Source organism: Nocardia sp. bgisy134 (assembly GCF_057708325.1).
In genome coordinates, this window is sequence record NZ_JBYIRW010000020.1 from 64,415 (window position 1) to 86,485 (window position 22,071).

Annotated in this window: 20 protein-coding genes and 1 riboswitch; of the genes, 12 read left to right on the top strand and 8 right to left on the bottom strand. The window is 68.4% G+C overall.

Annotated elements, in window-relative coordinates; genetic code table 11:
- The first annotated feature begins 364 nt into the window (after nucleotides 1–364).
- Nucleotides 365–1,336, top strand: coding sequence for an NAD(P)H-dependent flavin oxidoreductase (locus AC3ERS_RS29440; protein ID WP_431971377.1), 972 nt, complete (start codon nucleotides 365–367; stop codon nucleotides 1,334–1,336).
- A gap of 53 nt (nucleotides 1,337–1,389) precedes the next feature.
- Here AC3ERS_RS29440 and AC3ERS_RS29445 read toward each other — a convergent pair whose 3' ends face one another.
- A complete protein-coding gene (locus AC3ERS_RS29445; RefSeq protein ID WP_431971378.1) occupies nucleotides 1,390–2,367 on the bottom strand; it encodes an MBL fold metallo-hydrolase in 978 nt (325 codons plus the stop codon).
- 196 nt (nucleotides 2,368–2,563) lie between these two features.
- On the opposite strand from AC3ERS_RS29445, the gene AC3ERS_RS29450 reads away from it, so the two are divergent.
- Entirely contained in the window at nucleotides 2,564–2,860 is a 297-nt protein-coding gene (locus AC3ERS_RS29450) for an acyl carrier protein (protein WP_431971379.1), read from the top strand.
- The gene (locus tag AC3ERS_RS29455) at nucleotides 2,857–7,947 is read left to right on the top strand and encodes an SDR family NAD(P)-dependent oxidoreductase (protein ID WP_431971380.1); all 5,091 of its coding nucleotides are present in this window, start codon (nucleotides 2,857–2,859) and stop codon (nucleotides 7,945–7,947) included. Before AC3ERS_RS29450 ends, AC3ERS_RS29455 begins: the two co-directional genes overlap by 4 nt.
- Nucleotides 7,948–8,183: 236 nt before the next feature.
- On the opposite strand, the gene AC3ERS_RS29460 is transcribed toward AC3ERS_RS29455, so the two are convergent.
- From AC3ERS_RS29460 to AC3ERS_RS29470, 3 genes are all read right to left on the bottom strand, one after another.
- A complete protein-coding gene (locus AC3ERS_RS29460; RefSeq protein ID WP_431971381.1) occupies nucleotides 8,184–8,579 on the bottom strand; it encodes an RNA-binding S4 domain-containing protein in 396 nt (131 codons plus the stop codon).
- A 75-nt stretch (nucleotides 8,580–8,654) separates the two neighbouring features.
- Nucleotides 8,655–9,311 carry a C40 family peptidase gene (locus tag AC3ERS_RS29465; protein ID WP_431971382.1) on the bottom strand — a complete coding sequence of 219 codons (657 nt, stop codon included), beginning with the start codon at nucleotides 9,309–9,311 and terminating at the stop codon, nucleotides 8,655–8,657.
- A 15-nt stretch (nucleotides 9,312–9,326) separates the two neighbouring features.
- A riboswitch (cyclic di-AMP (ydaO/yuaA leader) is annotated at nucleotides 9,327–9,499 on the bottom strand.
- 208 nt (nucleotides 9,500–9,707) lie between these two features.
- Nucleotides 9,708–9,989 carry a hypothetical protein gene (locus AC3ERS_RS29470; RefSeq protein ID WP_431971383.1) on the bottom strand — a complete coding sequence of 94 codons (282 nt, stop codon included), beginning with the start codon at nucleotides 9,987–9,989 and terminating at the stop codon, nucleotides 9,708–9,710.
- A gap of 149 nt (nucleotides 9,990–10,138) precedes the next feature.
- On the opposite strand from AC3ERS_RS29470, the gene AC3ERS_RS29475 reads away from it, so the two are divergent.
- From AC3ERS_RS29475 to AC3ERS_RS29505, 7 genes are all read left to right on the top strand, one after another.
- Nucleotides 10,139–11,320 (top strand): AAA family ATPase, encoded by a 1,182-nt coding sequence (locus AC3ERS_RS29475; protein WP_431971384.1) that lies wholly within the window; start codon nucleotides 10,139–10,141, stop codon nucleotides 11,318–11,320.
- A gap of 197 nt (nucleotides 11,321–11,517) precedes the next feature.
- Complete coding sequence (locus tag AC3ERS_RS29480) at nucleotides 11,518–13,470, top strand: acyl-CoA dehydrogenase family protein (RefSeq protein ID WP_431971385.1); 1,953 nt, start codon at nucleotides 11,518–11,520, stop codon at nucleotides 13,468–13,470.
- Between the two features lie 397 nt (nucleotides 13,471–13,867).
- On the top strand, nucleotides 13,868–14,830 hold the full coding sequence (locus AC3ERS_RS29485; RefSeq protein WP_431971386.1) for an alpha/beta fold hydrolase: 963 nt from the start codon (nucleotides 13,868–13,870) through the stop codon (nucleotides 14,828–14,830).
- 262 nt (nucleotides 14,831–15,092) lie between these two features.
- Nucleotides 15,093–15,380 (top strand): hypothetical protein, encoded by a 288-nt coding sequence (locus AC3ERS_RS29490; protein WP_431971387.1) that lies wholly within the window; start codon nucleotides 15,093–15,095, stop codon nucleotides 15,378–15,380.
- Nucleotides 15,381–15,849: 469 nt separating this feature from the next.
- Nucleotides 15,850–16,680, top strand: coding sequence for a hypothetical protein (locus AC3ERS_RS29495; protein WP_431971388.1), 831 nt, complete (start codon nucleotides 15,850–15,852; stop codon nucleotides 16,678–16,680).
- Nucleotides 16,681–16,707: 27 nt separating this feature from the next.
- A complete protein-coding gene (locus AC3ERS_RS29500) occupies nucleotides 16,708–18,648 on the top strand; it encodes a fumarate reductase/succinate dehydrogenase flavoprotein subunit (protein ID WP_431971389.1) in 1,941 nt (646 codons plus the stop codon).
- A gap of 2 nt (nucleotides 18,649–18,650) precedes the next feature.
- Complete coding sequence (locus AC3ERS_RS29505) at nucleotides 18,651–19,397, top strand: succinate dehydrogenase/fumarate reductase iron-sulfur subunit (protein ID WP_431971390.1); 747 nt, start codon at nucleotides 18,651–18,653, stop codon at nucleotides 19,395–19,397.
- 81 nt (nucleotides 19,398–19,478) lie between these two features.
- On the opposite strand, the gene AC3ERS_RS29510 is transcribed toward AC3ERS_RS29505, so the two are convergent.
- The 4 genes from AC3ERS_RS29510 to AC3ERS_RS29525 form a co-directional block, all read right to left on the bottom strand.
- Complete coding sequence (locus tag AC3ERS_RS29510; RefSeq protein ID WP_431971391.1) at nucleotides 19,479–19,676, bottom strand: hypothetical protein; 198 nt, start codon at nucleotides 19,674–19,676, stop codon at nucleotides 19,479–19,481.
- A gap of 154 nt (nucleotides 19,677–19,830) precedes the next feature.
- On the bottom strand, nucleotides 19,831–20,064 hold the full coding sequence (locus AC3ERS_RS29515; protein WP_431971453.1) for a DUF397 domain-containing protein: 234 nt from the start codon (nucleotides 20,062–20,064) through the stop codon (nucleotides 19,831–19,833).
- A gap of 2 nt (nucleotides 20,065–20,066) precedes the next feature.
- The gene (locus AC3ERS_RS29520) at nucleotides 20,067–20,270 is read right to left on the bottom strand and encodes a DUF397 domain-containing protein (protein WP_431971392.1); all 204 of its coding nucleotides are present in this window, start codon (nucleotides 20,268–20,270) and stop codon (nucleotides 20,067–20,069) included.
- Complete coding sequence (locus tag AC3ERS_RS29525; protein ID WP_431971393.1) at nucleotides 20,267–21,112, bottom strand: helix-turn-helix domain-containing protein; 846 nt, start codon at nucleotides 21,110–21,112, stop codon at nucleotides 20,267–20,269. Before AC3ERS_RS29525 ends, AC3ERS_RS29520 begins: the two co-directional genes overlap by 4 nt.
- A 462-nt stretch (nucleotides 21,113–21,574) precedes the next feature.
- Here AC3ERS_RS29525 and AC3ERS_RS29530 point away from each other — a divergent pair, with 462 nt between their 5' ends.
- Together AC3ERS_RS29530 and AC3ERS_RS29535 are read left to right on the top strand one after the other, a co-directional pair.
- On the top strand, nucleotides 21,575–21,865 hold the full coding sequence (locus AC3ERS_RS29530) for a hypothetical protein (protein WP_431971394.1): 291 nt from the start codon (nucleotides 21,575–21,577) through the stop codon (nucleotides 21,863–21,865).
- Nucleotides 21,865–22,071, top strand: a complete 207-nt coding sequence (locus tag AC3ERS_RS29535) for a hypothetical protein (RefSeq protein WP_431971395.1) — start codon at nucleotides 21,865–21,867, stop codon at nucleotides 22,069–22,071. Before AC3ERS_RS29530 ends, AC3ERS_RS29535 begins: the two co-directional genes overlap by 1 nt.

Consider the following 22,071-nt stretch of genomic DNA (forward strand, 5'->3'; position numbering starts at 1 on the left):
CGGCAAGAGATCAAGAGATGAATCCTCGTTAATTGTCTCAGCGAGGTTCCAAGATCGTGAAAACCGACTTCAGCTGCACTTATGCGGATATCCTTCGCCTTCATCGGCGCTCCGCGAGCGCCTAATACCCACTCATCCATGCGAACCGCGACTCACTTACCAGTTGTACACAAGTCGATTTTCGTGTCACGATCATGGCGTCGGGGCGGTCCGGCACGCCCACGCGAACCCGGCGGTGGGACGAGCCGTCACCGTTCGAGGAACACAGCGGTTCCGGCAACAGCGCGGTTCGAGGAACACAGCGGTTCGGGAACACAGCGGCGAGCGATCCCCCGGACGCCGCGGTCACACGGAGGAGAGCGCAATGCTGCGTACCAGGTTCACCGAGGAATTCGGGATCGAGCACCCGATCGTGCAGGGCGGCATGATGTGGGTCGGCCGGGCCGAACTCGTCGCCGCCGTCGCGAACGCAGGCGGGCTCGGTTTCATCACGGCGCTGACCCAGCCCACCCCGGACGATCTGCGCAAGGAGATCGAGCGCACCCGGCAGCTGACCGACAAGCCCTTCGGCGTGAACGTCACCATCCTGCCCTCGATCAACCCTCCGCCGTACGCGGAGTACGTGCAGGCCATCATCGAAAGCGGCGTGAAGATCGTCGAGACGGCAGGCAGCAATCCGGAACCGTTCCTGCCGTACTACAAAGAGGCGGGCATCAAGGTGCTGCACAAGTGCACCAGCGTGCGGCACGCGCTCAAGGCGCAGAAGATCGGCGTCGACGGCGTGAGCATCGACGGCTTCGAATGCGCGGGACACCCCGGCGAGGACGACATCCCCGGCCTGATCCTGATCCCCGCCGCGGCACGCGTGCTCGATATCCCGATGATCGCCTCCGGCGGCATCGCCGACGCGCGCGGCCTGGTCGCCGCGCTCGCGCTCGGCGCGGATGGTGTCAACATGGGCACCCGCTTCCTGTGCACCGCGGAGTCGGCGATCGATCAGAAGGTCAAGGAACAGATCGTCGCCAACAGCGAACTCGACACCCAGCTGATCTTCCGCACCCTGCGCAACACCGCGCGCGTGGCGGACAACGAGATCAGCCGCAAGGTGGTCGAAATCGAGAAGGCGGGCGGCACTTTCGAGGACGTGCGGGAACTGGTCGCGGGCGCGCGCGGCCGCCGGGTCTTCGAAGAGGGCGACCTGGACGCGGGCATCTGGTCGGCGGGCCTGGCCCAGGGCCTGATCCACGACATCCCGACCTGCGGCGAACTCATCGGCCGCATGGTGGAGGAGGCGGAGGAGCTGATCAGCGCTCGCCTCGCCTCCATCCTCGCCTGAGTCGTTGCGGCTCGGGAATCCCGGCCCGCCGCGCCGACGAGTCCAACCGAGCGTCAGCGCGAAGGGTTACGGGCGGCTCGTGCCGTGACCGCGGCGAGGTCGTGACCGGCGACGATCTCGATGTCGTCGGGCAGGGCGTGCAGGCGGTGGATGACGGCGAAGGCGGCGTCGCGATCGGAATCGAACAATTGGCCCGGCATGGGCGCCTTTTCGCGCAGCAGGTCCACCTGGAGTTTGCTCCACACGGCGTCGCCGGCGAGCAGCACGCGGGTGCCGTCGTCCACCGCGAGCAGCACGCCGATGCTGCCGGGGGTGTGGCCTGCCAGGTCGAGCAGCAGCACGGAACCGTCGCCGAACAGGTCCTTGCTGCGCGGGAAGGTCAGCACCGGAGGACCGTCGAGTTCGAACGGGTCGAAAGCGCGACCGCGCAACGGACCTCGGGCCACCCCGACCGGCGCGTGCTCGCCGAGCATCGCCCAGGCGTGCTCGGCGGCGGGAAGCCGGACCGGTATCTCGCCGGGCAGTTCCAGCAAGCCCGACACGTGATCCCAGTGCAGGTGCGTGGGAACGACGAAATCGATGTCGCCGCCCGCCAGATCGCGCGCGGCCAGCGCGTCGGACAGACCGAGCACCGGCTTGTCCGGCGCGGCCAGCAGCGACACTGGGAACGGCAGCTCGGGTATCACCCGCTCGTGCACGCCTGAGCACAGCGCGGGGTCGACGAGGAACCGGGCCTTCGGGTGTTCGATCAGGAACGCCGACATGATCAGCGGCAGCTCCCGCAGGCTGCGCACGCCCTCGGCGACGATGGTCTCCGGAGCGGTCATCTCGCCCTGCGCAAGCACGGTTAGCCGGACGGTAGCAGAAGGTCGCGGCGGCTCGGCGACGGTCAGCCGGGCCAGCAGGTCGGTGTCGGGACGACGTGGGCGCAGCAACCGCGCAGGGGTCGCGGCGAGCGCGGCGCAGCAGCGCAGCACGGTGGGCAGCGTCGGCGTGCGCTCGGCGCGCGTGGCACGGTCGGGTTCGGGCACGGTTGTCACCGTATGTGACGCGCTGGTTTCCGGAAAGCATCGGCGACACGCGCGGCGGCGGAAACTCTCGGCGTGTCGCCAAACGCGCAGGCGCGCAGCGGAAAACGGACGTTTTCCGGCCCTCTCCGGTGCGGCATAATCGCGGGGGTACCGTTCCCGGGCCGCAATCCGCCGGGAGACGGGGAGGGAGGACGAGATGCGGCCCAGTCACCCGGACGGGCGAAGTGATACCGATCGAAACGGCCATACCGACGTGCGCGGCAGGCGTGCCGCGCACACCGCCGCCGCGGTCACAGCGATCGCCGAGTTGCTCGGCGTCGAGACCGCGGCCGTGTCCACCGATACACCGTTCGCCGAGCTCGGTCCGATCTCCGCGCAACTCGCGCGGCTGACCGCACAACTCGAGGACGCGATGGGCGTCGAGGTGTCGCTGGAAGCCGTGTACGACCACCCCGATATCGAGCAGCTGGCCGCGTTCCTCGCGATGCCATGACGGCAGGCACTCCGTCCATACAGCCACCGGTCGCCATCATCGGCATGGCGTGCCGCGTGCCCGGCGCAGCGGGCTTGGAGGAATTCTGGCGGCTGCTGACGAGCGGGCGCGACGCCACCGGCGATCCACCGCCGGGCCGCGAGGTGACCAGGCGGGCGGGCTATCTCGACGACATCGAGTGGTTCGACAACGACTGGTTCGCCATCTCCGCCCGCGAGGCCGCGCTGATGGATCCGCAGCAACGCGTCGCGCTGGAAGTATCCGTCGAAGCGCTCGACGACGCCGGAATCGGCTATCGCACGCGCGGTTCGGACGCCGCGGTGATTTTCGGCGCGTGCGGATACGACCACGGCGTCACGGTGCTCGGCGGCGGCGAGCAGGACGCGCCGTACGCGGTGACCGGTTCGGCATTGAGCATCATCGCCAACCGGCTGTCCTACGCGCTGGATCTGCACGGGCCGAGCCTGGTGGTGGACAGCGCGTGTTCGTCCTCGCTCGCGGCGGTGGACCTGGCCCTGCGGCTGCTCGCGGACGAGACGGTGCCGTTCGCGATCGTCGGCGGCGTGAATCTGACGCTGCTCCCGCACACCTCCGACTACCTGGCCGAGAGCGGATTCCTCGCGCCCGACGGACGCAGCAAACCGTTCTCCGCCGCGGCCGACGGCTACACGCGCAGCGAAGGGTGCGGCGTGCTGGTCCTGCAGCGCACCGCCGACGCGCATCGCGAAGGCAATCGGGTGTACGCCGAGATCCTCGGCGCGGCGGTCGGTTCCGACGGGCGCTCGAACGGCCTCTACGCGCCGAACGGGCGCGCCCAGCGCGAGACCATCCGCACCGCGTGGTCCCGCGCGGGCCTCGACCCGCGCGGGGCGGGCTACATCGAATGCCACGGCACCGGAACGGCTCTCGGCGACGCGGTGGAAGTGGGCGCGCTCGCCGCGGTGCTCTCCGACGACGACGCCGCGGACACCTGGATCGGTTCGGTGAAGTCCAATCTCGGCCACCTCGAGGCCGCGGCGGGCGTGACGGGGCTGATCAAGACCGCGCTGTCGATTCACCACGGTGTCATCGCGCCGACCATCCACTTCGACACCCCGAATCCGCTGCTGAAGCTCACCGAGCGCGGGCTGCGTGTGCCGCGCGAGCCGGTCGACTGGAGCGCGACTCCACCGCGGGAGCGGCTGGCCGGGGTGAGCTCGTTCGGGTTCGGCGGGACCAACGCGCACGCGGTGCTGCGCGGGCATCCGACGACGACGGCATCGCGCGGCGAGGAGCCTCCGGTGCTGATCCCGGTGACCGGGCGCGACGTCGCGGATCTACAGATCCAGGCGTTGGCGCTGGCGCAGCGGCTCGATGCGGCGGGCGAGTCCGCGGCGAGCACCTTGGCCACGGCGGCGGCACGGTTGCTTCCCGAACACGCGCGGGCCGGCGTGCTCGCGCACGACCGCGCGGAGGCGATCGCCGGATTGCGCGCGTTGGCTCGCGGCGAAAGCGGCGCAGGGATCACCGGTCCCAGTACGGGCAGGCAGCGCGGCGGTGTGCTTTTCCTGTTCGCTGGGCAGGGCGGACAGCACGCGCGGATGGGACGGGCGTTGGCGGCGCGCTATCCCGTGTTCGCGCGCGCACTCGCCGAGGCCGCGGACGCGATCGCGGCGCAGGGCGGGCCGAGGGTGTGGACGCCGCGCTACGGGTTCGGCCTCGGCGGAGACGGCCGCGCGGCCACCGAACTGGTGCAGCCAGCGATCTTCGCCTACCAAGTGGCTTTGGCGAAGTTGCTCGACTCCTGGGGTGTTCGGCCCGACGCCGTCGTGGGGCACAGCCTCGGCGAGATCGCGGCGGCCGCGGTGAGCGGCGGGCTGACGCTCACCGATGCGGCGCTGGTCGCGGTGCGGCGCAGCCGCGCCTTGGCGCGGCTCGACGGACAGGGCGCGATGGCGTTGCTGGAGGCGACGCCGGACGAGGCGGAGCGGTTGGTCGCGCCGGTACAGGCCGAAGTGGGTATCGCCGCGGTGAACGCACCGCGTTCGGTGGTGGTGTCGGGGACACCGCGCTACGTCGACACCATCGTGCGACGGGCGAAGCGCCGCGGCATGTTCGCGCAGCGCATCGCGGTCGACTTCGCCGCGCACAGTCCTCAGGTGGCCCCGATGCTCGCCGAGTTCGTCGACGGATTGGCCGATTTGGCGCCGCGCACACCGCACACGCCCATGTACTCCACCGCGCGCCGCGCCGCCGTACTGACGACCGCCGCGCTGGATCGCGGCTACTGGGCCGAGAACGCCTCGGGCACAGTGGAACTCGCGGCCGCGCTGGAGCAGGCGGCCGCGGACGGGCTGACGACGGTGCTGGAGCTCGCGCCGCATCCCGTCCTCGCTCCGGCGGCCCGCGAGTTGCCCGACTTCCGCGATTCCACGCATCCGGTGGCGGCCCGTGACGACGAGGCGGGGACCTTCCTGCGCTGCCTGTCCCGGCTGTACGACGAGGGCCGCTCGCTCGACTGGTCGGCGAGCGGACCGTATCTCGCCCCGCCGCCGCGAAGACGCTGGCGGCGTAGTCGATTCGCGCCGGTCACACAGACGCGCCCGGAAACGGCGATCCCCGCCTTCCGCCCGGATTCGCTGGACGACCATGTGGTGCAGGGTGTTCCGACGGTACCGGCCGTCTACTGGATACGCCGACTGCTGCACCTGGCGAACGGCGCGGCCGCCGGGATGATCGCCGATTTCGTGGTCAACGAACGCACCGACCTGACCGTCCTGGCCGCCGCCGAGTACCACGCGGACGATACGAGCGTGCGGGTGCGAGCGGGCGACACGGTGCTCGCTTCGGCGCGGCCCGCACCCGGCCCCGCGCCCGCCGACATCGTCGCCTGGATGCGGGCTGTCGACGCGAACCGCGCCACCCAGCACCGCATGCGGCCGTTGGCGCCCGGCGCCTTCTACGAAGCATTGCGCCGCAGGGGTCTCGAGTACGGTCCGCGATTCCGTTCGCTCCGTGCGCTCTCGGCCGCGCCGGGCTGCGCGGTCGGGCACTTCGACGCCGCCGAATTACACAGTGCCGCAACACTGGACGGCTGCCTGCATCTCCTGGCCGCCGCCGCGGACGGCGCACTACCCGACGGACTCGTCCCGCTGCCCATCGCGATGGACACGGCGTGGGTGTCCACCGAACCGGGGCGTGTGGCGGCCGAGGCGCACGCCGTCGTCCGTGAGCGCACGGCGCGGGGCTTGATCGGCGACATCGTGGGCACCGATCAGCACGGCGTTCCGGTGCTGGCGTTCGCCGGCGTGCGCGTCCGTTTCGCGGACGCGGCCGCGCTCGGCCACATTCGACAGGACGAGGATTTCGGCGAGGACGAACGCGGCGCGTTCCGCATCGAAACGTGGCAGCCGATGCTCGCGGGCGATCCCCGCTCGTCACAGGCGGCGCGGAGTGATTCCGGCACGCACGCGTCCCGCGTCGCACACCGTCGGCGCGCCCTCGTGGTCGGTGAGTCCGATCTCGCCGTCCGCCTGTCCCGCGCGCTGGAGCGCTCGCTGCCGACCGAGCGGATCGCGCGCGAACCCGACGCCGCGAGCGCCGTTCTCGCATCGGGGTCGCCGGCCCGCGACGCCGCCGACCGCACCGCGCTGGTGGTGGTCTGGCCCGAGGACAGCGCCGATCTCGGAGCGGCCGCGACGACCTCGCTCGGACGGGCGCTGGACCTGCTCCAACGCGCTCGAGCCGACACCTCGATCGTCTCGCTGACGGTGGTGCTCCCGGCACGCGCGCGGCGCGGCGGAGTCATCGCCAACGCCCTTGCCGGACTCACTCGTACCCTGCAACTCGAATCGGGGCGCGAGGTGCGTTTGGTGTGGGCCGATTCCGACCCGCGTACGCTCGCCCGGCTCACCGAACTCGTCACCGAACCCGACGATTCCCTTCCGACCGAAGTCGAAATGACCGGGGGCGACATGGCCGTCCGGCGGTTCGTCCCGGCCGCGCCCGACGCCGCGCCCCTCGTGATCGATCCGAGCGGAACCTATGTGGTGACAGGCGGTCTCGGTGCGCTGGGCGCGGTCGCGGTGCGCTGGCTGCTCGACTCCGGCGCACGCGACGTGGTGGTGCTGACGCGTTCGCCCCGCCCGGTGCCCGCCGTGCTGGACGGGTCCGAGGATCACGTCGTCGTCGTCCGCTGCGACGTGACCGATCGAAGCGATCTCGCCAACGCGCTCAACGACATTCGCGAATGCGGTTCCACCATCCGCGGTGTGGTGCATGCCGCGGGCGCGCTGGAGGACGCGGTCTTCGACGCCGTCGACCAGGATCAGCTGGCGCGGATGTTCGCGCCGAAGGTCGGCGCCGCGGCCGACCTGCTGGCGCTGACCGCCGCCGACCCCACCGATTTCGTGCTGCTGTTCTCCTCGGCCACCGGCGCTTTCGGCGCCCCGGGTCAGGCCGCCTACGCCGCGGCCAACGCCGCGATGGACGCGATCGCCGCATCGGCGGACGGTGGGCGCGTGCTCAGCATCGGCTGGGGCGTGTGGACATCGGGTCTCGCGGCGGCGGCAGGCGGCGCGGAGCATCTGCGACGAGCGGGGATCGCCGCACTCGACGCGGAACGCGGCGCGGCGATGCTGGCCAAGGCCTTGCGGTACCGCGGGCCGTATCTTCTGGCGCTGGACTACACGCCCTCCGGCCACCGGTCTCCGGTAGCCGACCGGCTCCGCGAGCTCTTCGGCGAATCGGTATCCGGGCGGGTTCCGGACGCGATCGGTGCTGCGGCCCAGGGACTTTCCGTCGCATCCCGCAACGGATCTGTCCGCCGGTCCGATGGCGCGGCGGGCACCGAACCGGAGCCGATCACCGCCGCCATCCGCCGCGTGCTGGCCGCCACACTGGACCGGCCTGCCGAAACCATCGGCGCCACCGACGATTTCAACGATCTCGGCCTCAGCTCGCTGCTCGCGATCGAGGTGCGCCGCACCCTGGAGGCCCGGCTGCGCATCGCGATCTCGACGGCCGAACTCTTCCAGCACCCCACCATCGCCGCCCTCGGCGCCGCACTGGCCGACCGAGTCGCCGCAGACGACAGCGAGGCACCGTGACGGCGAGTTGTTCACGGAGACGTTCGGGCAATGGTTTTCGGCACGCGTTGGTCGATCCGGTAGCACGGGCTCGAGGACCTCATCGCCGTGGAGGGCCGGCAACCACTATCCGTCCGACATCGAGTCGACGGTGGCCTCCACCGCGCCCGAGATTCGCCAGGGCCATGTGACCGCCTTCGGCCACGACGACGGGCGGCGTGAGGATCTCGTGGTGGTCGCGGCGACGACCTGAGCGGTCAGTCCTCGGTGCGGCCGAGCAGACGGTCGGTTTCGCGACGCTCGCGTTTGGTGGGGCGACCAGTGCCGCGATCTCGGCGCGGCATGGTCGCGAGGATCTCGGGGGAGGGCGGCGGCGGGCTGCGGTCGATCAGGCATTGCGCGGCGATCGGAGCGCCGACGCGCTTGGTGATGACCCGCTCGACGATCACGATGCGTTCGACACCGCCGGCCCGGATACGGATTTCGTCACCAGGCCGCACCGGTTGGGCGGGTTTGGCCGTCGCGCCGTTGACGCGGACGTGCCCGCCTCGGCAGGCCTCCGCGGCCGCGGACCGGGTCTTGAACAGGCGTACCGCCCAGATCCAGGAATCGACCCTGGCCTGCGATGGGGCAGCCTGTATTCCCTGCGGCACTGGTTCAGACTATGCGTAGGTCCGCCGTCGCTCCAACCACGGCGGGCGACGACGGACCTCGTCCGACTGTTTTCGTCAGTCCACGATGCGACGCGCGGTGACCACCATGTCCGGACGCAGCGGGGTGTAGGACACCGGCTGGCCCGACTGAACGGCGTTGAGCAGCTTGCCGTCGCCCGCGTAGAGGCCGACGTGGCCGCCGCCGTTGGTCACGACGATGTCACCGGGCTGCAGGTCCTGGAAGGCGACGGGAGCGCCGACGTGGGACTGCTCGAAGCTGGTGCGGGGCAGCTCGATGCCAGCCTGCCGGTAGGCCCACTTCACGAGGCCGGAGCAGTCGAAGCTCGACGGACCCGCGGCGCCCCAGGAGTACATGGCGCCGACCTTGGACTTGGCGGCGTCGAGAGCGATGTCGCCCGGGCTGTTCTGCTGCTCGAACAGGTTGGGCATCTGGAAGTTCGGGAACTGCGGCGCGGCGAGCGGGGCCTGCTGAGGGGCGCCGGGCTGCGGCGCGGCGAGCGCCTGCTGAAGCTGCTGGTTGAGCTGCTGGACCGGCTGCTCGAATTCTTGGGGGACCGGCACATCGAAACCACCGAGGCCGGGGATGTTGATCGTGGCGGCCATCGCGGGCACCGCGGGCATCGCGCCGGTGGCGGCCACCGCACCCAAGACGAGAGCACCCTTCACGGAATTCGGCAGTCGCGATTCCCGCTGCAAGCTGTGTTTACCCACCGAGCTGAGTCTCCGATCTTCCTGCTCTTCCACCGACCGGGTTAGCTGACGGGTTCGGGCCGGGAAGATCGGCCCTACCGCGGCGGCCTTGTGGCTTTTGCGGATTCACCCCAGACGAACCTGTGGGTCCCCGGTTCGACAGCCGGATCCTGGTGTGGCTCCGACAGCCGATTAGGCGGTGACTTCATGGCGCCACTCCACTTACGAAGCGACTCCCTCCATGAAGTCACGAAGAGATTACGATGTCGGCGCGGTGTTGTCCAGCGCACAGCGCGTGGTTTTCGGCCTCTTGTGAAAATTCACTGGACGACCGGGCGAAATGCTGCTGCGCCCGTTAGGTCACGACTAGGTCACGGCGCGTCGAGTAGCTGTTACGAACCGTGCAGTGCCTGTTCGCTATCGCGCGTCGCGGTCGGCGACCGCCCGCTCCAGCTCCACGATCCGCCTGCGCGCCTCGGCGAGTTCGGCTTCGAGCCTGGCCACCGCCAGCTCGAGTTTGCCCAGCGCCATGACCAACGGGCCGACCGCGAGATCGGCTACCAGTTGCGGGTCGTCGTATCCCTGTTCGATGGCGACGAGGATGTTGGACCGGATCAGGCCGGCCTGGGTCGCCCCGGCGGGCACGGTCCACGACTCGACCACCTCGGCGGTGGTGTGGGGAGCTGACTCCTCGGACATGACCCCTCCGTTCCCGCGCGCCGACCGTTCACCGAACCGCCCCAAGCGTAAAGACTTCCGCGCAGAAGACAAGCGCGAAATACCCCTCTCTACGACATCACGTAGAGATAGCAAGATTCCGATGTCCGAACGCGCTACGGTGTGTGGGCATGGACCCCGTGCGCAATCCGTATGCACCCGGCGCGGGTCAGCGCCCGCCCGAACTCGCCGGGCGCGACAAGCAACTCGCCGCCTTCGACATCGTGCTGGAGCGCATCGCCAGGGGCAGGCCGGAACGCAGCGTGATGCTCACCGGATTGCGTGGCGTCGGTAAGACCGTGCTGCTCAACCAGCTTCGCTCGGCGGCCATCTCGCGCGGCTGGGGCACCGGGAAGATCGAGGCGCGGCCGGATCAGGAACTGCGCCGACCGCTGTCCTCCGCGCTGCACATGGCCACCCGCGCCATCGCCATGGCGCACCGCAATCCGGAGCGGGTCGACGATTTCCTCGGCATTCTCAAAGCCTTCGCGCTGCGGGCCACCGCGGACAAGGGCATGCGGGAGCGCTGGCAGCCCGGTATCGACGTGCCCGCGGTGTCGGGGCGCGCCGATTCCGGCGACATCGAGATCGATCTGGTGGAGCTGCTCAAGGAAGCCGCGGCGCTGGCCGGCGACATCGGCGTCGGCATGGCGATATTCATCGACGAGATGCAGGACCTGGGCCCCGCCGACATCTCCGCGATCTGCGGAGCCTGCCACGAACTGAGCCAGGACGGCGCGCCGCTCATCGTCGTCGGGGCGGGTCTGCCGCACCTGCCCGCGGTGCTTTCCGCATCGAAGAGTTATTCGGAGCGCCTGTTCAGCTACCACCGCATCGATCGGCTGGACCGGGAGTCGGCCGACCGGGCGCTGATCGCGCCCGCCGAGCGCGAGGAGGTGAAGTTCACCGAGGAGGCGCTGGAGGCACTGTACGAAAAGGCCGATGGATATCCCTATTTCGTGCAGGCCTACGGCAAGGCGGTCTGGGACCAGGCCCCGGAGAGCCCGATCACCGCCGAGGATGTCGAGGTGGCCTCGCCCGCCGCCGAGGAGGAGTTGGCGGTCGGGTTCTTCGGATCTCGCTATGAGCGGGCAACCCCCGCGGAGCGGGAGTACATGCGAGCCATGGCCGATCTGTCCGGCGACGACGGTCCGGTCGCGACGGCCGCGGTGGCCGCCGAACTCGGCCGCAAACCGGCCTCGCTCTCGCCCGCGCGCGACGGCCTCATCAAGAAGGGGCTGATCTACTCGGCCGAGCGCGGCACGATCGGCTTCACCGTCCCGCACTTCGGACGCTACCTGCGCAGCGTGTGATCGCCACTTCGACGGGGGACGCACCGCGAAGGCGACGCCCGTCCATAGACCGCGCACGCCCGGAGCGCACCCGCGTATTCACCTTTCTATCAAGATCATTAGAAATCGATAGAAATCGATACCCCCATTCACCTACCGGTGAGTAACCGACTTTCCTACACTCGAATGTGATTCTGATCACCTCCGAGGAGGACACCATGGCGACTGCCGCGAAAGTCGACGCCACCGAAGAACAGGCTCGCGCACTGGTCGAGGAATCCCGCGAAACCGGCTGGGCCAAACCATCGTTCGCCAAGGAGATGTTTCTCGGACGGTTCCGGCTCGATCTGATCCACCCCTACCCGCAGCCGAGCGCCGAGGACGCCGCCCGCACCGAGGCCTACCTGGCGCGGCTGCGGCCGCTCTGCGAGAGCATCGACGGGTCGGTGATCGAGGCCGAGGGCCGCATCCCGGACGAGTACGTCAAGGGCCTGGCCGAACTCGGCTGTTTCGGCCTGAAGATCCCCGAGTCCTACGGCGGCCAGGGCCTGTCGCAGTACGGCTACAACCGCTCGCTCATGCTCGCAGGCTCGGCGCATCCCAGCATCGGCGTGCTGCTCTCGGCGCACCAGTCCATCGGCGTGCCCGAGCCGCTGAAGCTGGCGGGGACCCCCGAACAGAAGGCCGAGTTCCTGCCCCGCTGCGCGGCGGGCGCGGTGAGCGCGTTCCTGCTGACCGAGCCCGATGTCGGTTCCGATCCGGCCCGCATGGCGAGCACCGCGACCCCGACGGCCGACGGCGAGGCCTACGAGCTGAACGGCGTGAAGCTCTGGACCACCAACGGCGTCGTGGCCGAACTGCTCGTGGTGATGGCGCGGGTGCCCAAGAGCGAAGGGCATCGCGGCGGCATCTCCGCGTTCGTGGTGGAGGCCGACAGTCCGGGCATCACCGTCGAGCGCCGCAACGCCTTCATGGGTCTACGCGGCATCGAGAACGGCCTGACGCGCATGCACAACGTGCGGGTACCGAAGCGCAACCTCATCGGCAGGGAGGGCGACGGGCTCAAGATCGCGCTGACCACGCTCAACGCGGGCCGTCTCGCCATCCCGGCGTTGTGCACCGCCGCCGCCAAATGGTCGCTGAAGATCGCCAGGGAGTGGAGCGCCCAGCGCGTGCAGTGGGGCAGGCCGGTCGGCGAGCACGCCGCGGTGGGCGAGAAGATCTCCTTCATCGCCGCGACCACCTACGCGCTGGAGGCGGCGCTCGACCTCTCGGCGACCATGTGCGACGAGGGCCGCAACGACATCCGCATCGAGGCCGCGCTCGCCAAGCTGTGGGCCAGCGAGATGAGCTGCCAGATCGCCGACGAACTGGTGCAGATCCGCGGCGGACGCGGCTACGAGACCGCGGCGTCGCTCGCCGCCCGTGGCGAGCGGGCCGTCGGCGCCGAGCAGCTGCTGCGCGACCTGCGCATCAACCGGATCTTCGAGGGTTCCAGCGAGATCATGCGGCTGCTGATCGCGCGCGAGATGGCCGACGCGCACATGGCCGCCGCGGGCGCGCTCGTCGACCGCAACGCCGAGCTCAAGGACAAGGCCAAAGCCGCCGTCGGCGCCACCGGCTTCTACGCCAAGTGGTTCCCGCAGCTCGCCGTCGGCGCGGGCACCGTGACCGGTACCTACGCCGAATTCGGTGCACTGGCACGGCATCTGCGGTTCGTCGAACGCAACTCGCGCAAGCAGGCGCGTTCGCTGATGTACGCCATGGCCCGCTGGCAGGCCGGTCTCGAGTACCGGCAGAACTTCCTCGGGCGCATCGTCGACATCGGCGCCGAGCTGTTCGCCATGTCCGCGGCCTGCGTGCGGGCCCAGGCGCAGCTCGCGAGCGGAGGACCCGAGGGGCACGCGGCCGTGGAACTCGCCGACACGTTCTGCCGCCAATCGCGCGTCCGGGTGCGCAGGCTCTTCGACGCGCTGTGGGAGAACACCGACGACGAGGACCGCACGCTCACCAGGGGAGTGCTGGACGGGCGGTACCAGTGGCTGGAGGACGGCATCTTCGACCCGAGCGAGGGCACCGGACCGTGGATCGCCGACTGGCAGGTGGGACCGTCCACCGAGGCCAATCTGCTGCGTCCGTTCTTGCCTTCGACGCGAACCCACGCCACGTAGAGGTCGGCGCAGAGCGCCCGGTGGGGCCGGTCCCCACCGGGCGTCAGGCGACTCTGCGCGAGTATCGCCGATTCGGTAGAGAGTCATAGATTGCCGATACACGCGGGCGGCTGTGGTTCGTCCGCAAAATCTGGGGGTTTCTAGGAGGTTCGGTAGACCGCCCGATACGAAGGTCGTGAGCGGGCGATCGAGCGGAATCTCCGTCTATCTAGCGATCCGGCTAGATTTTCGTAGATTCTCCTGCGAAGAGGTCGGTCAACCGAAACCGATCGACCGGCGGCCTCGGTTGGACAACGTGTCCATAACGTCCGGTATGGGCGGCTAACGGCGCGGAAATGGATATCGAACAACCTGTCAAGACGCTCCGGCACAGGTGCCACGCCGCAGGAGAAAGCCAATGTCGACGATCGCCCGCCGCGCCGCCGATTACGACGGCCACCGTGTCACGGTGTCGACCGATGACGGTATCCCGATCTCGGTCCGCACCTTCGGCGCCGACGATGCGCCGCTCACCGCTGTGTTCGTGCATGGGCACTGCCTGCACACCGAATCGTGGTCCTTCCTGCGGGAACAACTCACGCGCCAGTGGGGCGACGCCATCAGGATGGTCTTCTACGACCACCGGGGCCACGGCGCGTCCGGCGTGGCCGCCCCGGCGACCTACACCATCGACCAGCTCGGCCACGATCTCGACGCGGTGCTGCGCGCGGTCACGCCGGTCGGCCCGGTGGTGCTGATCGGACACTCCATGGGCGCGATGGTGCTGCTCGCCTACGCCAGGCTGTTCCCGGAGGCCATCGGGACGCGCGTGGTGGGCGTCGGCCTGATCGCGGGCGCCGCCAACGGGCTCACCGAGGTCGGCGTCGGCCGGCTCCTGCACCGGTACGCGGTGGTCTCGCTCCAGACCGCCGTGCTGCGCGCGCCGCGGGTCATGCAGGCGTCGAAGCGGTTCTCCCGGCGCATCTTCGAGCCGATCATGCGCGAGGCCAGCTTCGGCACCAGGAAGATCAATCCGAGGATGATCGCCGTCGCGACGGCCATGCTCAACGAGACGCCGCTGCTGACCATGTCCAGCTTCCTCGGCTCGCTGATCGCGTTCGACGAGACCGCGACGCTGCACCGGCTCGGCACCATCCCGGCATTGGTGCTCGCGGGCTCGGCCGACATCGTGGTGCCGTTCGCACACTCGGTGCTGCTGGCCGCGCAACTGACCAGCTCGGAGCTGGTCCGGGTCGAGGGCGCGGGCCACAGCGTCATCCTGGAGCGGGCCGAGGAGGTCGCCCTGTCGATCGTCGCCCTGGTGAACCGGGTATCGGCGACGATGACCACCCCCGGCCCGGAGTACGCCGCCGCCAGCTGATCCGGCCGAACTTCACCGCTGCGGTTGCGAACCGTCGCGGGAGCGCGCACCCTCGATGCACCCCCCGAAGACGCGGGCAACATATCCGCAAATCTGAGAATCCCGAATCGCACGAGCTTGTTCGGGATTCTTTCTGTACTGTGTTGTAAATCACGTTGTGTGGTGAGTCACACGACTCGGTAGCGCGCGGCCCTGGGGAGATCTCCGGAACCGCCCGTGCTGGCCGGGCTCGCACGGCCACCGGGGAACTCAGGAGGTAACGATGACACGCAGCGATATCGCGGAACTCCGCTACGCGGTCAACCAGCTCCGGCAATCCATCGGCGCACTGCGCACCCACTACGGCGACGCGAACACGGTGCGACGGCTGGAAAACGACCTCGACCGGCTCGTCATCGATGCCGACGAGTTCGAGCAGTCGCCGCCGCCCGAAGTGACCCGGCGCCCCCAGGAGACCATCTACGTACCGGACAGCAAATCCGACGAGGCGGCCTGGATGGGCGCACAGGACGAGGGCCTAGGCTTCCACTCCCGCCCACGCACGAAGTAGCGACTCGACAGCGGTGCTCGCCCGTCGATTCGGGCGAGCACCGCTGCGTTCATCCCCGGAGTCGCGCGATCCGCCCACCGTCGTTGTCGCGGAAGCCGATTCGAGACGGCGTGGTGCCGCCGAGCACGACGACGCCTGTCGCTCAGACTCGAAGGCACCCAGAGGGCGCCTCCCGTGGACCACGATCGGATCAGTGATCGTCGACGCGAAGCCGGGGCCACCCAGCGGTTTTGCCGCCGCCCGCAGCACGCCGACCAGGGCGGCGTCCGAAATTCTCGCGCCCTCCGACCATCCGGCCGTAGCCGCACCCACGCCCCATGTGTGGCGCAAATCATAGGCGGCAGGGCGGGTCGGTATTGCCGGGACCACGCTCGAGCCATAGCTGACGTGTCGTATGGTGCTCAGCATCACATTGGATCGCGGTCGGTATCGATTCCGTCCGCAGAGCAGATCAGCGAGGCATCCACCTGTGAGTGCCGCACCGACCGCCACCCCCCAGCAAGGGACCGGCGTTTTCAGCAAGACCAGGGCCCGAATCTCCGAGCGCACGCTCCGCACCGACCGCTGGTGGGTGCCGCCGCTGTTCACCGTGCTCGGGCTGGCCGCTTTCGTCATCTACGCGACCGTCAGATCGTTTGTGCGAACGGCATATTGGGTGCCGGACTACCACTATCTGACGCCGTTCTACTCGCCGTGCCTGAGCGCGTCGTGCGTCCCGGGTTCCAGCCACTTCGGCGAGCCCTTCGGCGAACTGCCGATGTGGATTCCGCTCGGCTTCGTAGTGCTCCCGTTCCTGCTCGGCTTCCGTTTGACCTGCTACTACTACCGCAAGGCCTACTACCGCGCGGTGTGGTTCTCCCCGCCGGCCTGCGCCGTGGCCGAACCGCACGGCAAGTACACCGGCGAGACCAGGCTGCCGCTGATCGTCCAGAACGTGCACCGCTACTTCTTCTATGTGGCCGTGGTGGTTTCGTTGATCAACAGCTACGACGCGATCATCGCCTTCCACGGCAAGGACGGCGGGTTCGGCTTCGGCCTCGGCAATATCGTCCTGCTCGGCAACGTGATCCTGCTGTGGGCCTACACGCTGTCGTGCCACTCCTGCAGGCACATCGCGGGCGGCAGGTTGAAGCACTTCTCGGCCCACCCGGTGCGGTACTGGTTCTGGACCCAGGTGTCCAAACTCAACACCCGTCACATGGGGCTGGCGTGGACCACGCTCGGCACCCTCGTGCTGACCGACTTCTACGTGATGTTGGTGGCCAGCAACACCATTTCGGACCTGCGGTTCATCAACTGACCGCTCGACTCAGGAGTACTCGCGGCAATGCCAGAAGTGGAACGGCACAAGTACGACGTCGTCGTTATCGGTGCCGGTGGCGCCGGACTGCGCGCGGTGATCGAGGCCCGCGAACACGGGCTCTCCGTCGCGGTGGTGTGCAAGTCTCTGTTCGGTAAGGCGCACACCGTGATGGCCGAGGGCGGCTGCGCCGCCTCGATGGGCAACGCCAACGAAAAGGACAGCTGGCAAACCCATTTCAGGGACACCATGCGCGGAGGCAAGTTCCTCAACAACTGGCGCATGGCCGAACTACACGCCCAGGAGGCCCCGGACCGGGTCTGGGAGCTGGAAACCTACGGGGCGCTGTTCGACCGGACCGCCGACGGCCGGATCAGTCAGCGCAACTTCGGCGGCCACACCTACCCGCGGCTCGCGCACGTCGGCGACCGCACCGGACTCGAGATCATCCGCACCATGCAGCAGAAGATCGTCTCGCTGCAACAGGAGGATCACGCGGAGACCGGCGACTACGAGTCGCGCATCAAGGTGTTCGCCGAGTGCACCATCACCGAGCTGCTCAAGGACGGCGAGCGGATCTCGGGCGCGTTCGGCTACTGGCGCGAATCGGGCAAGTTCGTCCTCTTCGAATCTCCAGCGGTGGTGCTCGCGACCGGCGGCATCGGCAAGTCGTACAAGGTGACCTCGAACTCGTGGGAGTACACCGGCGACGGGCACGCGCTGGCGCTACGGGCAGGCGCGACGCTGATCAACATGGAATTCCTGCAATTCCACCCGACCGGCATGGTCTGGCCGCCCAGCGTGAAGGGCATTCTGGTCACCGAGGGCGTGCGCGGCGACGGCGGCGTGCTGAAGAACACCGACGACAAGCGGTTCATGTTCGACTACATCCCTTCGGTGTTCAAGGGCCAGTACGCCGAGACCGAGGCCGAGGCCGATCAGTGGCTGAAGGACAACGACTCCGCTCGCCGCACCCCTGACCTGCTCCCCCGCGACGAGGTCGCGCGCGCCATCAACTCCGAGGTCAAGGCCGGGCGCGGCACCGAGCACGGCGGCGTCTACCTCGACATCGCCTCGCGACTGCCCGCCGAAGAGATCCGGCGCCGCCTGCCCTCGATGTACCACCAGTTCAAGGAGCTGGCCGACGTCGACATCACCAGGGAGCCGATGGAGGTCGGCCCGACCTGCCACTACGTGATGGGCGGCATCGAGGTCGACCCGGACACCGGCGCCGCGACGGTGCCGGGGCTGTTCGCGGCGGGCGAATGCTCCGGCGGCATGCACGGCTCGAACCGCCTCGGCGGCAACTCGCTGTCGGACCTACTGGTCTTCGGACGCCGCGCAGGACTGGGCGCCGCGACCTACGTGGAACTGCTGACCGAGCAGCCCGAGGTAGCCGATGCCGACATCGCGGCGGCGGCGAAAGCCGCTCTGGCACCGTTCGATCCGCCCGCCGAAGGCTCCGGCGAGAATCCCTACACGCTGCACACCGATCTGCAGCAGGCGATGAACGATCTGGTCGGCATCATCCGCAAAGAGCACGAGCTGGAGCAGGCCATCGAGCACCTGGACGGGCTGCGGGAACGCTTCGCGCAGGTCACCGTGGAGGGGCATCGGCAGTTCAATCCCGGCTGGCACCTCGCCATCGATCTGCGCAACATGCTGCTGGTGAGCGAGTGCGTGGCGCAGGCCGCGCTGCTGCGCACCGAGAGCCGCGGCGGGCACACCCGCGACGACTTCCCCACGATGGATCCGGTCTGGCGCAACAAGCTGCTGGTCTGCGCGATCGATCCGGCCGACGCGGCGGAGGACGTACCGCGGGTGCGGGTGACCCCGGAGGACCAGAAGCCGATGCGCGCCGACCTGCTGGCGCTGTTCGACCTCACCGAACTCGAAAAGTATTACAACTCCGCCGAGCTCGCCGGGCACCCGGCCAGTTCGGCCTCGGCCACAGAAGGTGAGGCGTAGCAATGGGTTACGACGCCAAATTCCGCGTGTGGCGCGGTGATCAGGATGGCGGCGCGCTGGAGGACTTCACCGTCGAGGTGAAAGAGGGCGAGGTGGTCCTCGACATCATCCACCGGCTACAGGCCACCCAGGCGCCCGACCTAGCGGTGCGGTGGAACTGCAAGGCGGGCAAGTGCGGTTCGTGCTCCGCGGAGGTCAACGGCCGTCCGCGTCTGCTGTGTATGACCCGCATGTCGACCTTCGAACCCGACGAGCTGATCACCGTGACGCCGATGCGCACCTTCCCGGTGATCCGCGACCTGGTGACGGATGTGTCGTTCAACTACGAGAAGGCGAGGGAGATCCCGTCGTTCACCCCGGCGCCGGATCTGAAGCCCGGTGATTACCGGATGAACCAGGTGGACGTGGAACGCTCGCAGGAGTTCCGCAAGTGCATCGAGTGCTTCCTGTGCCAGAACACCTGTCACGTGGTGCGCGACCACGAGGAGAACAAGCAGTCGTTCGCCGGACCGCGCTTCCTGATGCGGATCGCCGAGCTGGAGATGCATCCGCTGGACGTCGCCGATCGCCGCGAATTGGCCCAGCAGGACCAAGGTCTCGGCCTGTGCAACATCACCAAGTGCTGCACCGAGGTGTGCCCGGAGCACATCAAGATCACCGACAACGCGTTGATCCCGCTCAAGGAACGGGTGGTCGACCGTAAGTACGATCCGCTGGTCTGGTTGGGGAACAAGCTTTTTCGGCGCTGAATCGCGAGCCGAAGCGTTCTCGGAGCCGAAGCACCGATGACAACCGGCCGGGTTCTTGGCCCGGCCGGTCGGCGCACCCGTTCACAGCATCGCGACGACACCTATGGCGACCAACCACACCAGCACACCGACGAACAGCGCCGACAGCAGTGAGCTGGTCAGTACGAATATGCCCACCGATGACACCGCGAAGAGCAGTCCGACGATCAGCCATTCCACCCAATCGCCCGGACGCAGCTTCTTGTACCGGGGTGGGGAGTTCTTCAACCCACGGTCCACAAGCTGTGGGCTACCCGCTCTCGGCCGAGGTAAACGTGTAACCGTTGTCGAATCTGCTTCGTATCGTGATCTTTTCGCCAAAGATGATCACGGATCCGGATACGCCACGACCCGGCCCGCGGGCTTTCGCACCGTCGGACCGGGCCGTCGAACGTCAAGGTAGATCGAACTCGCCGTCGTGTACCCCCGCGGTGAAGGCGGCCCATTCCCCCGGGGTGAACACCAGCACGTGACCGTTCGGGTCCTCGGCGCTGCGCAGGGCTACGTGGCCCGCCGCGAGCAGCGCCACTTCCACGCCCCCGGATCCCGCGCCACCCGCGCTGCGCCACTCGGCGCCGGTCGAATCCACCGTGGCGCCGAGCTTGCCGTGCACCGCGTCCTCGGACATGTTCACGGGCGGGCGAATTCGCCGTCGGCGACGCCCGCCGAGAAGGCGTCCCACTCGCTTGGCGTGAAGATCAAAGCCGGACCCTCGGGGTTCTTGCTGTCGCGGACGCCGACCTGCCCACCGGGCAGGAAGGCCACTTCCACGCAGTCCCTGCTGCCCGAACGGGTGCTCTTGATCCAGGTCGCGCCGACGAGTTCGGTGCTCATGCCGCACACTCCTTCGCTAACTGCCTAAGCAGATGTCTACTGGGTTGGATGTCCAGCGCAGAGCGCTGGAGGCACTCGTGTGCCAGGTGGTAACGCTGAACATCGGCCGGTCTTTCGAGGTAGAGGTCCCCGGTGAAGCCTTCTACGTACACCACCGGAGGCTCGACCTGATGTCCCTTGCTGTCGGTGCCGAACCCTAGAACGGTGAACGGACCCGTGGAATCGCCGAGCGGGACGCCGGCCGCGAACGGCAGGATACGCAGGGAGACATTGGGTCTGGTGCTGAAATCGGCAAGATGACGTAGCTGCGCCGCCATCACTTTGGCGCCACCCACCGCGCGGTGCAGCACCGACTCGTGCAACACCACCTCCACCGTAGCGGGCGAGGCCTTCCTCGTGACGAGAGCTTGGCGTTGTATGCGTAATTGCACGCGCCGCTCGATTTCGTCTTCGGTGTCTTCGGGATAGCAGAGCCGGTTCAGTGCCCGCGCGTAGTCGGGGATCTGCAACAGGCCGAGCACGAGCTCGGGTTGATAGGAGCGCAGCTCGCGCGCCGAAGCCTCCAAACCGACGTAGACGTCGAAGTTTTCGGGGATCAGATCGCCGAACGCGTGCCACCAGCTCTTCACCGCGGCCTGCTGCGCCAGGCCCTTGAGCCCGTCACAGAGCTCGTCGGGGATGCCGTAGATACGACATAGCTCCTGGATGTCGATGGTGCGGATGCGGTCGGCCTGGCCCTTTTCCAGCCGCTGCAAAGTGCTCGCGCCCCACTCCATCAGGCGGGCGGCCTCGGCGATGGTGAGCCCGGCCTGGCTACGCCAGTCCCTGAGGTATCTGCCCAATTGGCGGCGCGGTAGGGTAGACGAGCCGTTGTCGGAGGCCGCGGGAGTGCGGTGGGTCTCGGAGGTCGCGCTCTCCGAATTCGCTGCTGTTCTTGCCGAACTCGCTGACACAGTACGCTCCGCTCTGTGCTCGGACTCCTCACCCGAGGCGATCCGGGGCGCACCCACAAGCTCGGTTCCCCGTGACTTCGCTTGGGCAATAAGGGCAATGGGGCTTCGTGTGGCTCTGCTGTGGCGTTGTCCAACGTCGGTAGCGGACTTCCTCGTCCACTATGGAGAATCCTGCCCTCCCGGTTGGATTTCGTGCTGGGAATTCGCGCGAAATCTTTTGAGATCCCCGAACACTGCCGTGTCGCGGCGGCTCCGGTGGTGTGCTGGAAGTGTGCTCGGATCGAGCGCCGCACCGGGAAACGGACCGAGGAACGAGGAGTCATGGCCGTACACGTCATAGGGTCGTCGTTGATGACCAGCGATCTGACCCCACATCGAGCGCGCAGCGTAGGACAGGAGAGCTGGGTGGTCTCGTACCTGCCAGGGCGCACCCTCACCTGCGCGCAAGCTGTTGCGGCGCTGCGAGTTGCCGAAGTTGTGCCAACCCTGCTTGACACCGTCGGCGAGCTCGCCGACGAGGTGGGGCTCACCGCGCTCGAGGCGGTCGGCATGGCGGTGCACCAAGCGCCATGGGACGAACGGCCCGCGCCGCGGCGCACCCGACTATTCGGCGCGACCCGCGAGCGGGTGGGGGTCGCCTGATGCAATTGACGAATCTGAACATGCACGTCGCCGGACTGCTGGTCTGCGGACGCGACCCCGGCGTGATGACCGACGAACAGGCCCACGCGGCAATGCAATTACATATCGACTGCACGGTAGACAGCTGTCTGGTGCGCCGCCGGGCGCGGACCACGCTGGTCGAATCCGGCAAATGCGTCTTGGACGAGCGGGCGCTGCAACTCTGA

Excerpts from the sequence above, each read along its gene's own strand:
- AC3ERS_RS29475 (WP_431971384.1), top strand. The coding sequence starts at position 10,139 with ATGGACCCCGTGCGCAATCCGTATGCACCCGGCGCGGGTCAGCGCCCG.
- AC3ERS_RS29455 (WP_431971380.1), top strand. The coding sequence starts at position 2,857 with ATGACGGCAGGCACTCCGTCCATACAGCCACCGGTCGCCATCATCGGC.
- AC3ERS_RS29450 (WP_431971379.1), top strand. The coding sequence starts at position 2,564 with ATGCGGCCCAGTCACCCGGACGGGCGAAGTGATACCGATCGAAACGGC.
- AC3ERS_RS29520 (WP_431971392.1), bottom strand. The coding sequence starts at position 20,270 with ATGAGCACCGAACTCGTCGGCGCGACCTGGATCAAGAGCACCCGTTCG.
- AC3ERS_RS29485 (WP_431971386.1), top strand. The coding sequence starts at position 13,868 with ATGTCGACGATCGCCCGCCGCGCCGCCGATTACGACGGCCACCGTGTC.
- AC3ERS_RS29535 (WP_431971395.1), top strand. The coding sequence starts at position 21,865 with ATGCAATTGACGAATCTGAACATGCACGTCGCCGGACTGCTGGTCTGC.
- AC3ERS_RS29515 (WP_431971453.1), bottom strand. The coding sequence starts at position 20,064 with ATGTCCGAGGACGCGGTGCACGGCAAGCTCGGCGCCACGGTGGATTCG.
- AC3ERS_RS29490 (WP_431971387.1), top strand. The coding sequence starts at position 15,093 with ATGACACGCAGCGATATCGCGGAACTCCGCTACGCGGTCAACCAGCTC.
- AC3ERS_RS29530 (WP_431971394.1), top strand. The coding sequence starts at position 21,575 with ATGACCAGCGATCTGACCCCACATCGAGCGCGCAGCGTAGGACAGGAG.
- AC3ERS_RS29440 (WP_431971377.1), top strand. The coding sequence starts at position 365 with ATGCTGCGTACCAGGTTCACCGAGGAATTCGGGATCGAGCACCCGATC.
- AC3ERS_RS29500 (WP_431971389.1), top strand. The coding sequence starts at position 16,708 with ATGCCAGAAGTGGAACGGCACAAGTACGACGTCGTCGTTATCGGTGCC.
- AC3ERS_RS29505 (WP_431971390.1), top strand. The coding sequence starts at position 18,651 with ATGGGTTACGACGCCAAATTCCGCGTGTGGCGCGGTGATCAGGATGGC.
- AC3ERS_RS29470 (WP_431971383.1), bottom strand. The coding sequence starts at position 9,989 with ATGTCCGAGGAGTCAGCTCCCCACACCACCGCCGAGGTGGTCGAGTCG.
- AC3ERS_RS29480 (WP_431971385.1), top strand. The coding sequence starts at position 11,518 with ATGGCGACTGCCGCGAAAGTCGACGCCACCGAAGAACAGGCTCGCGCA.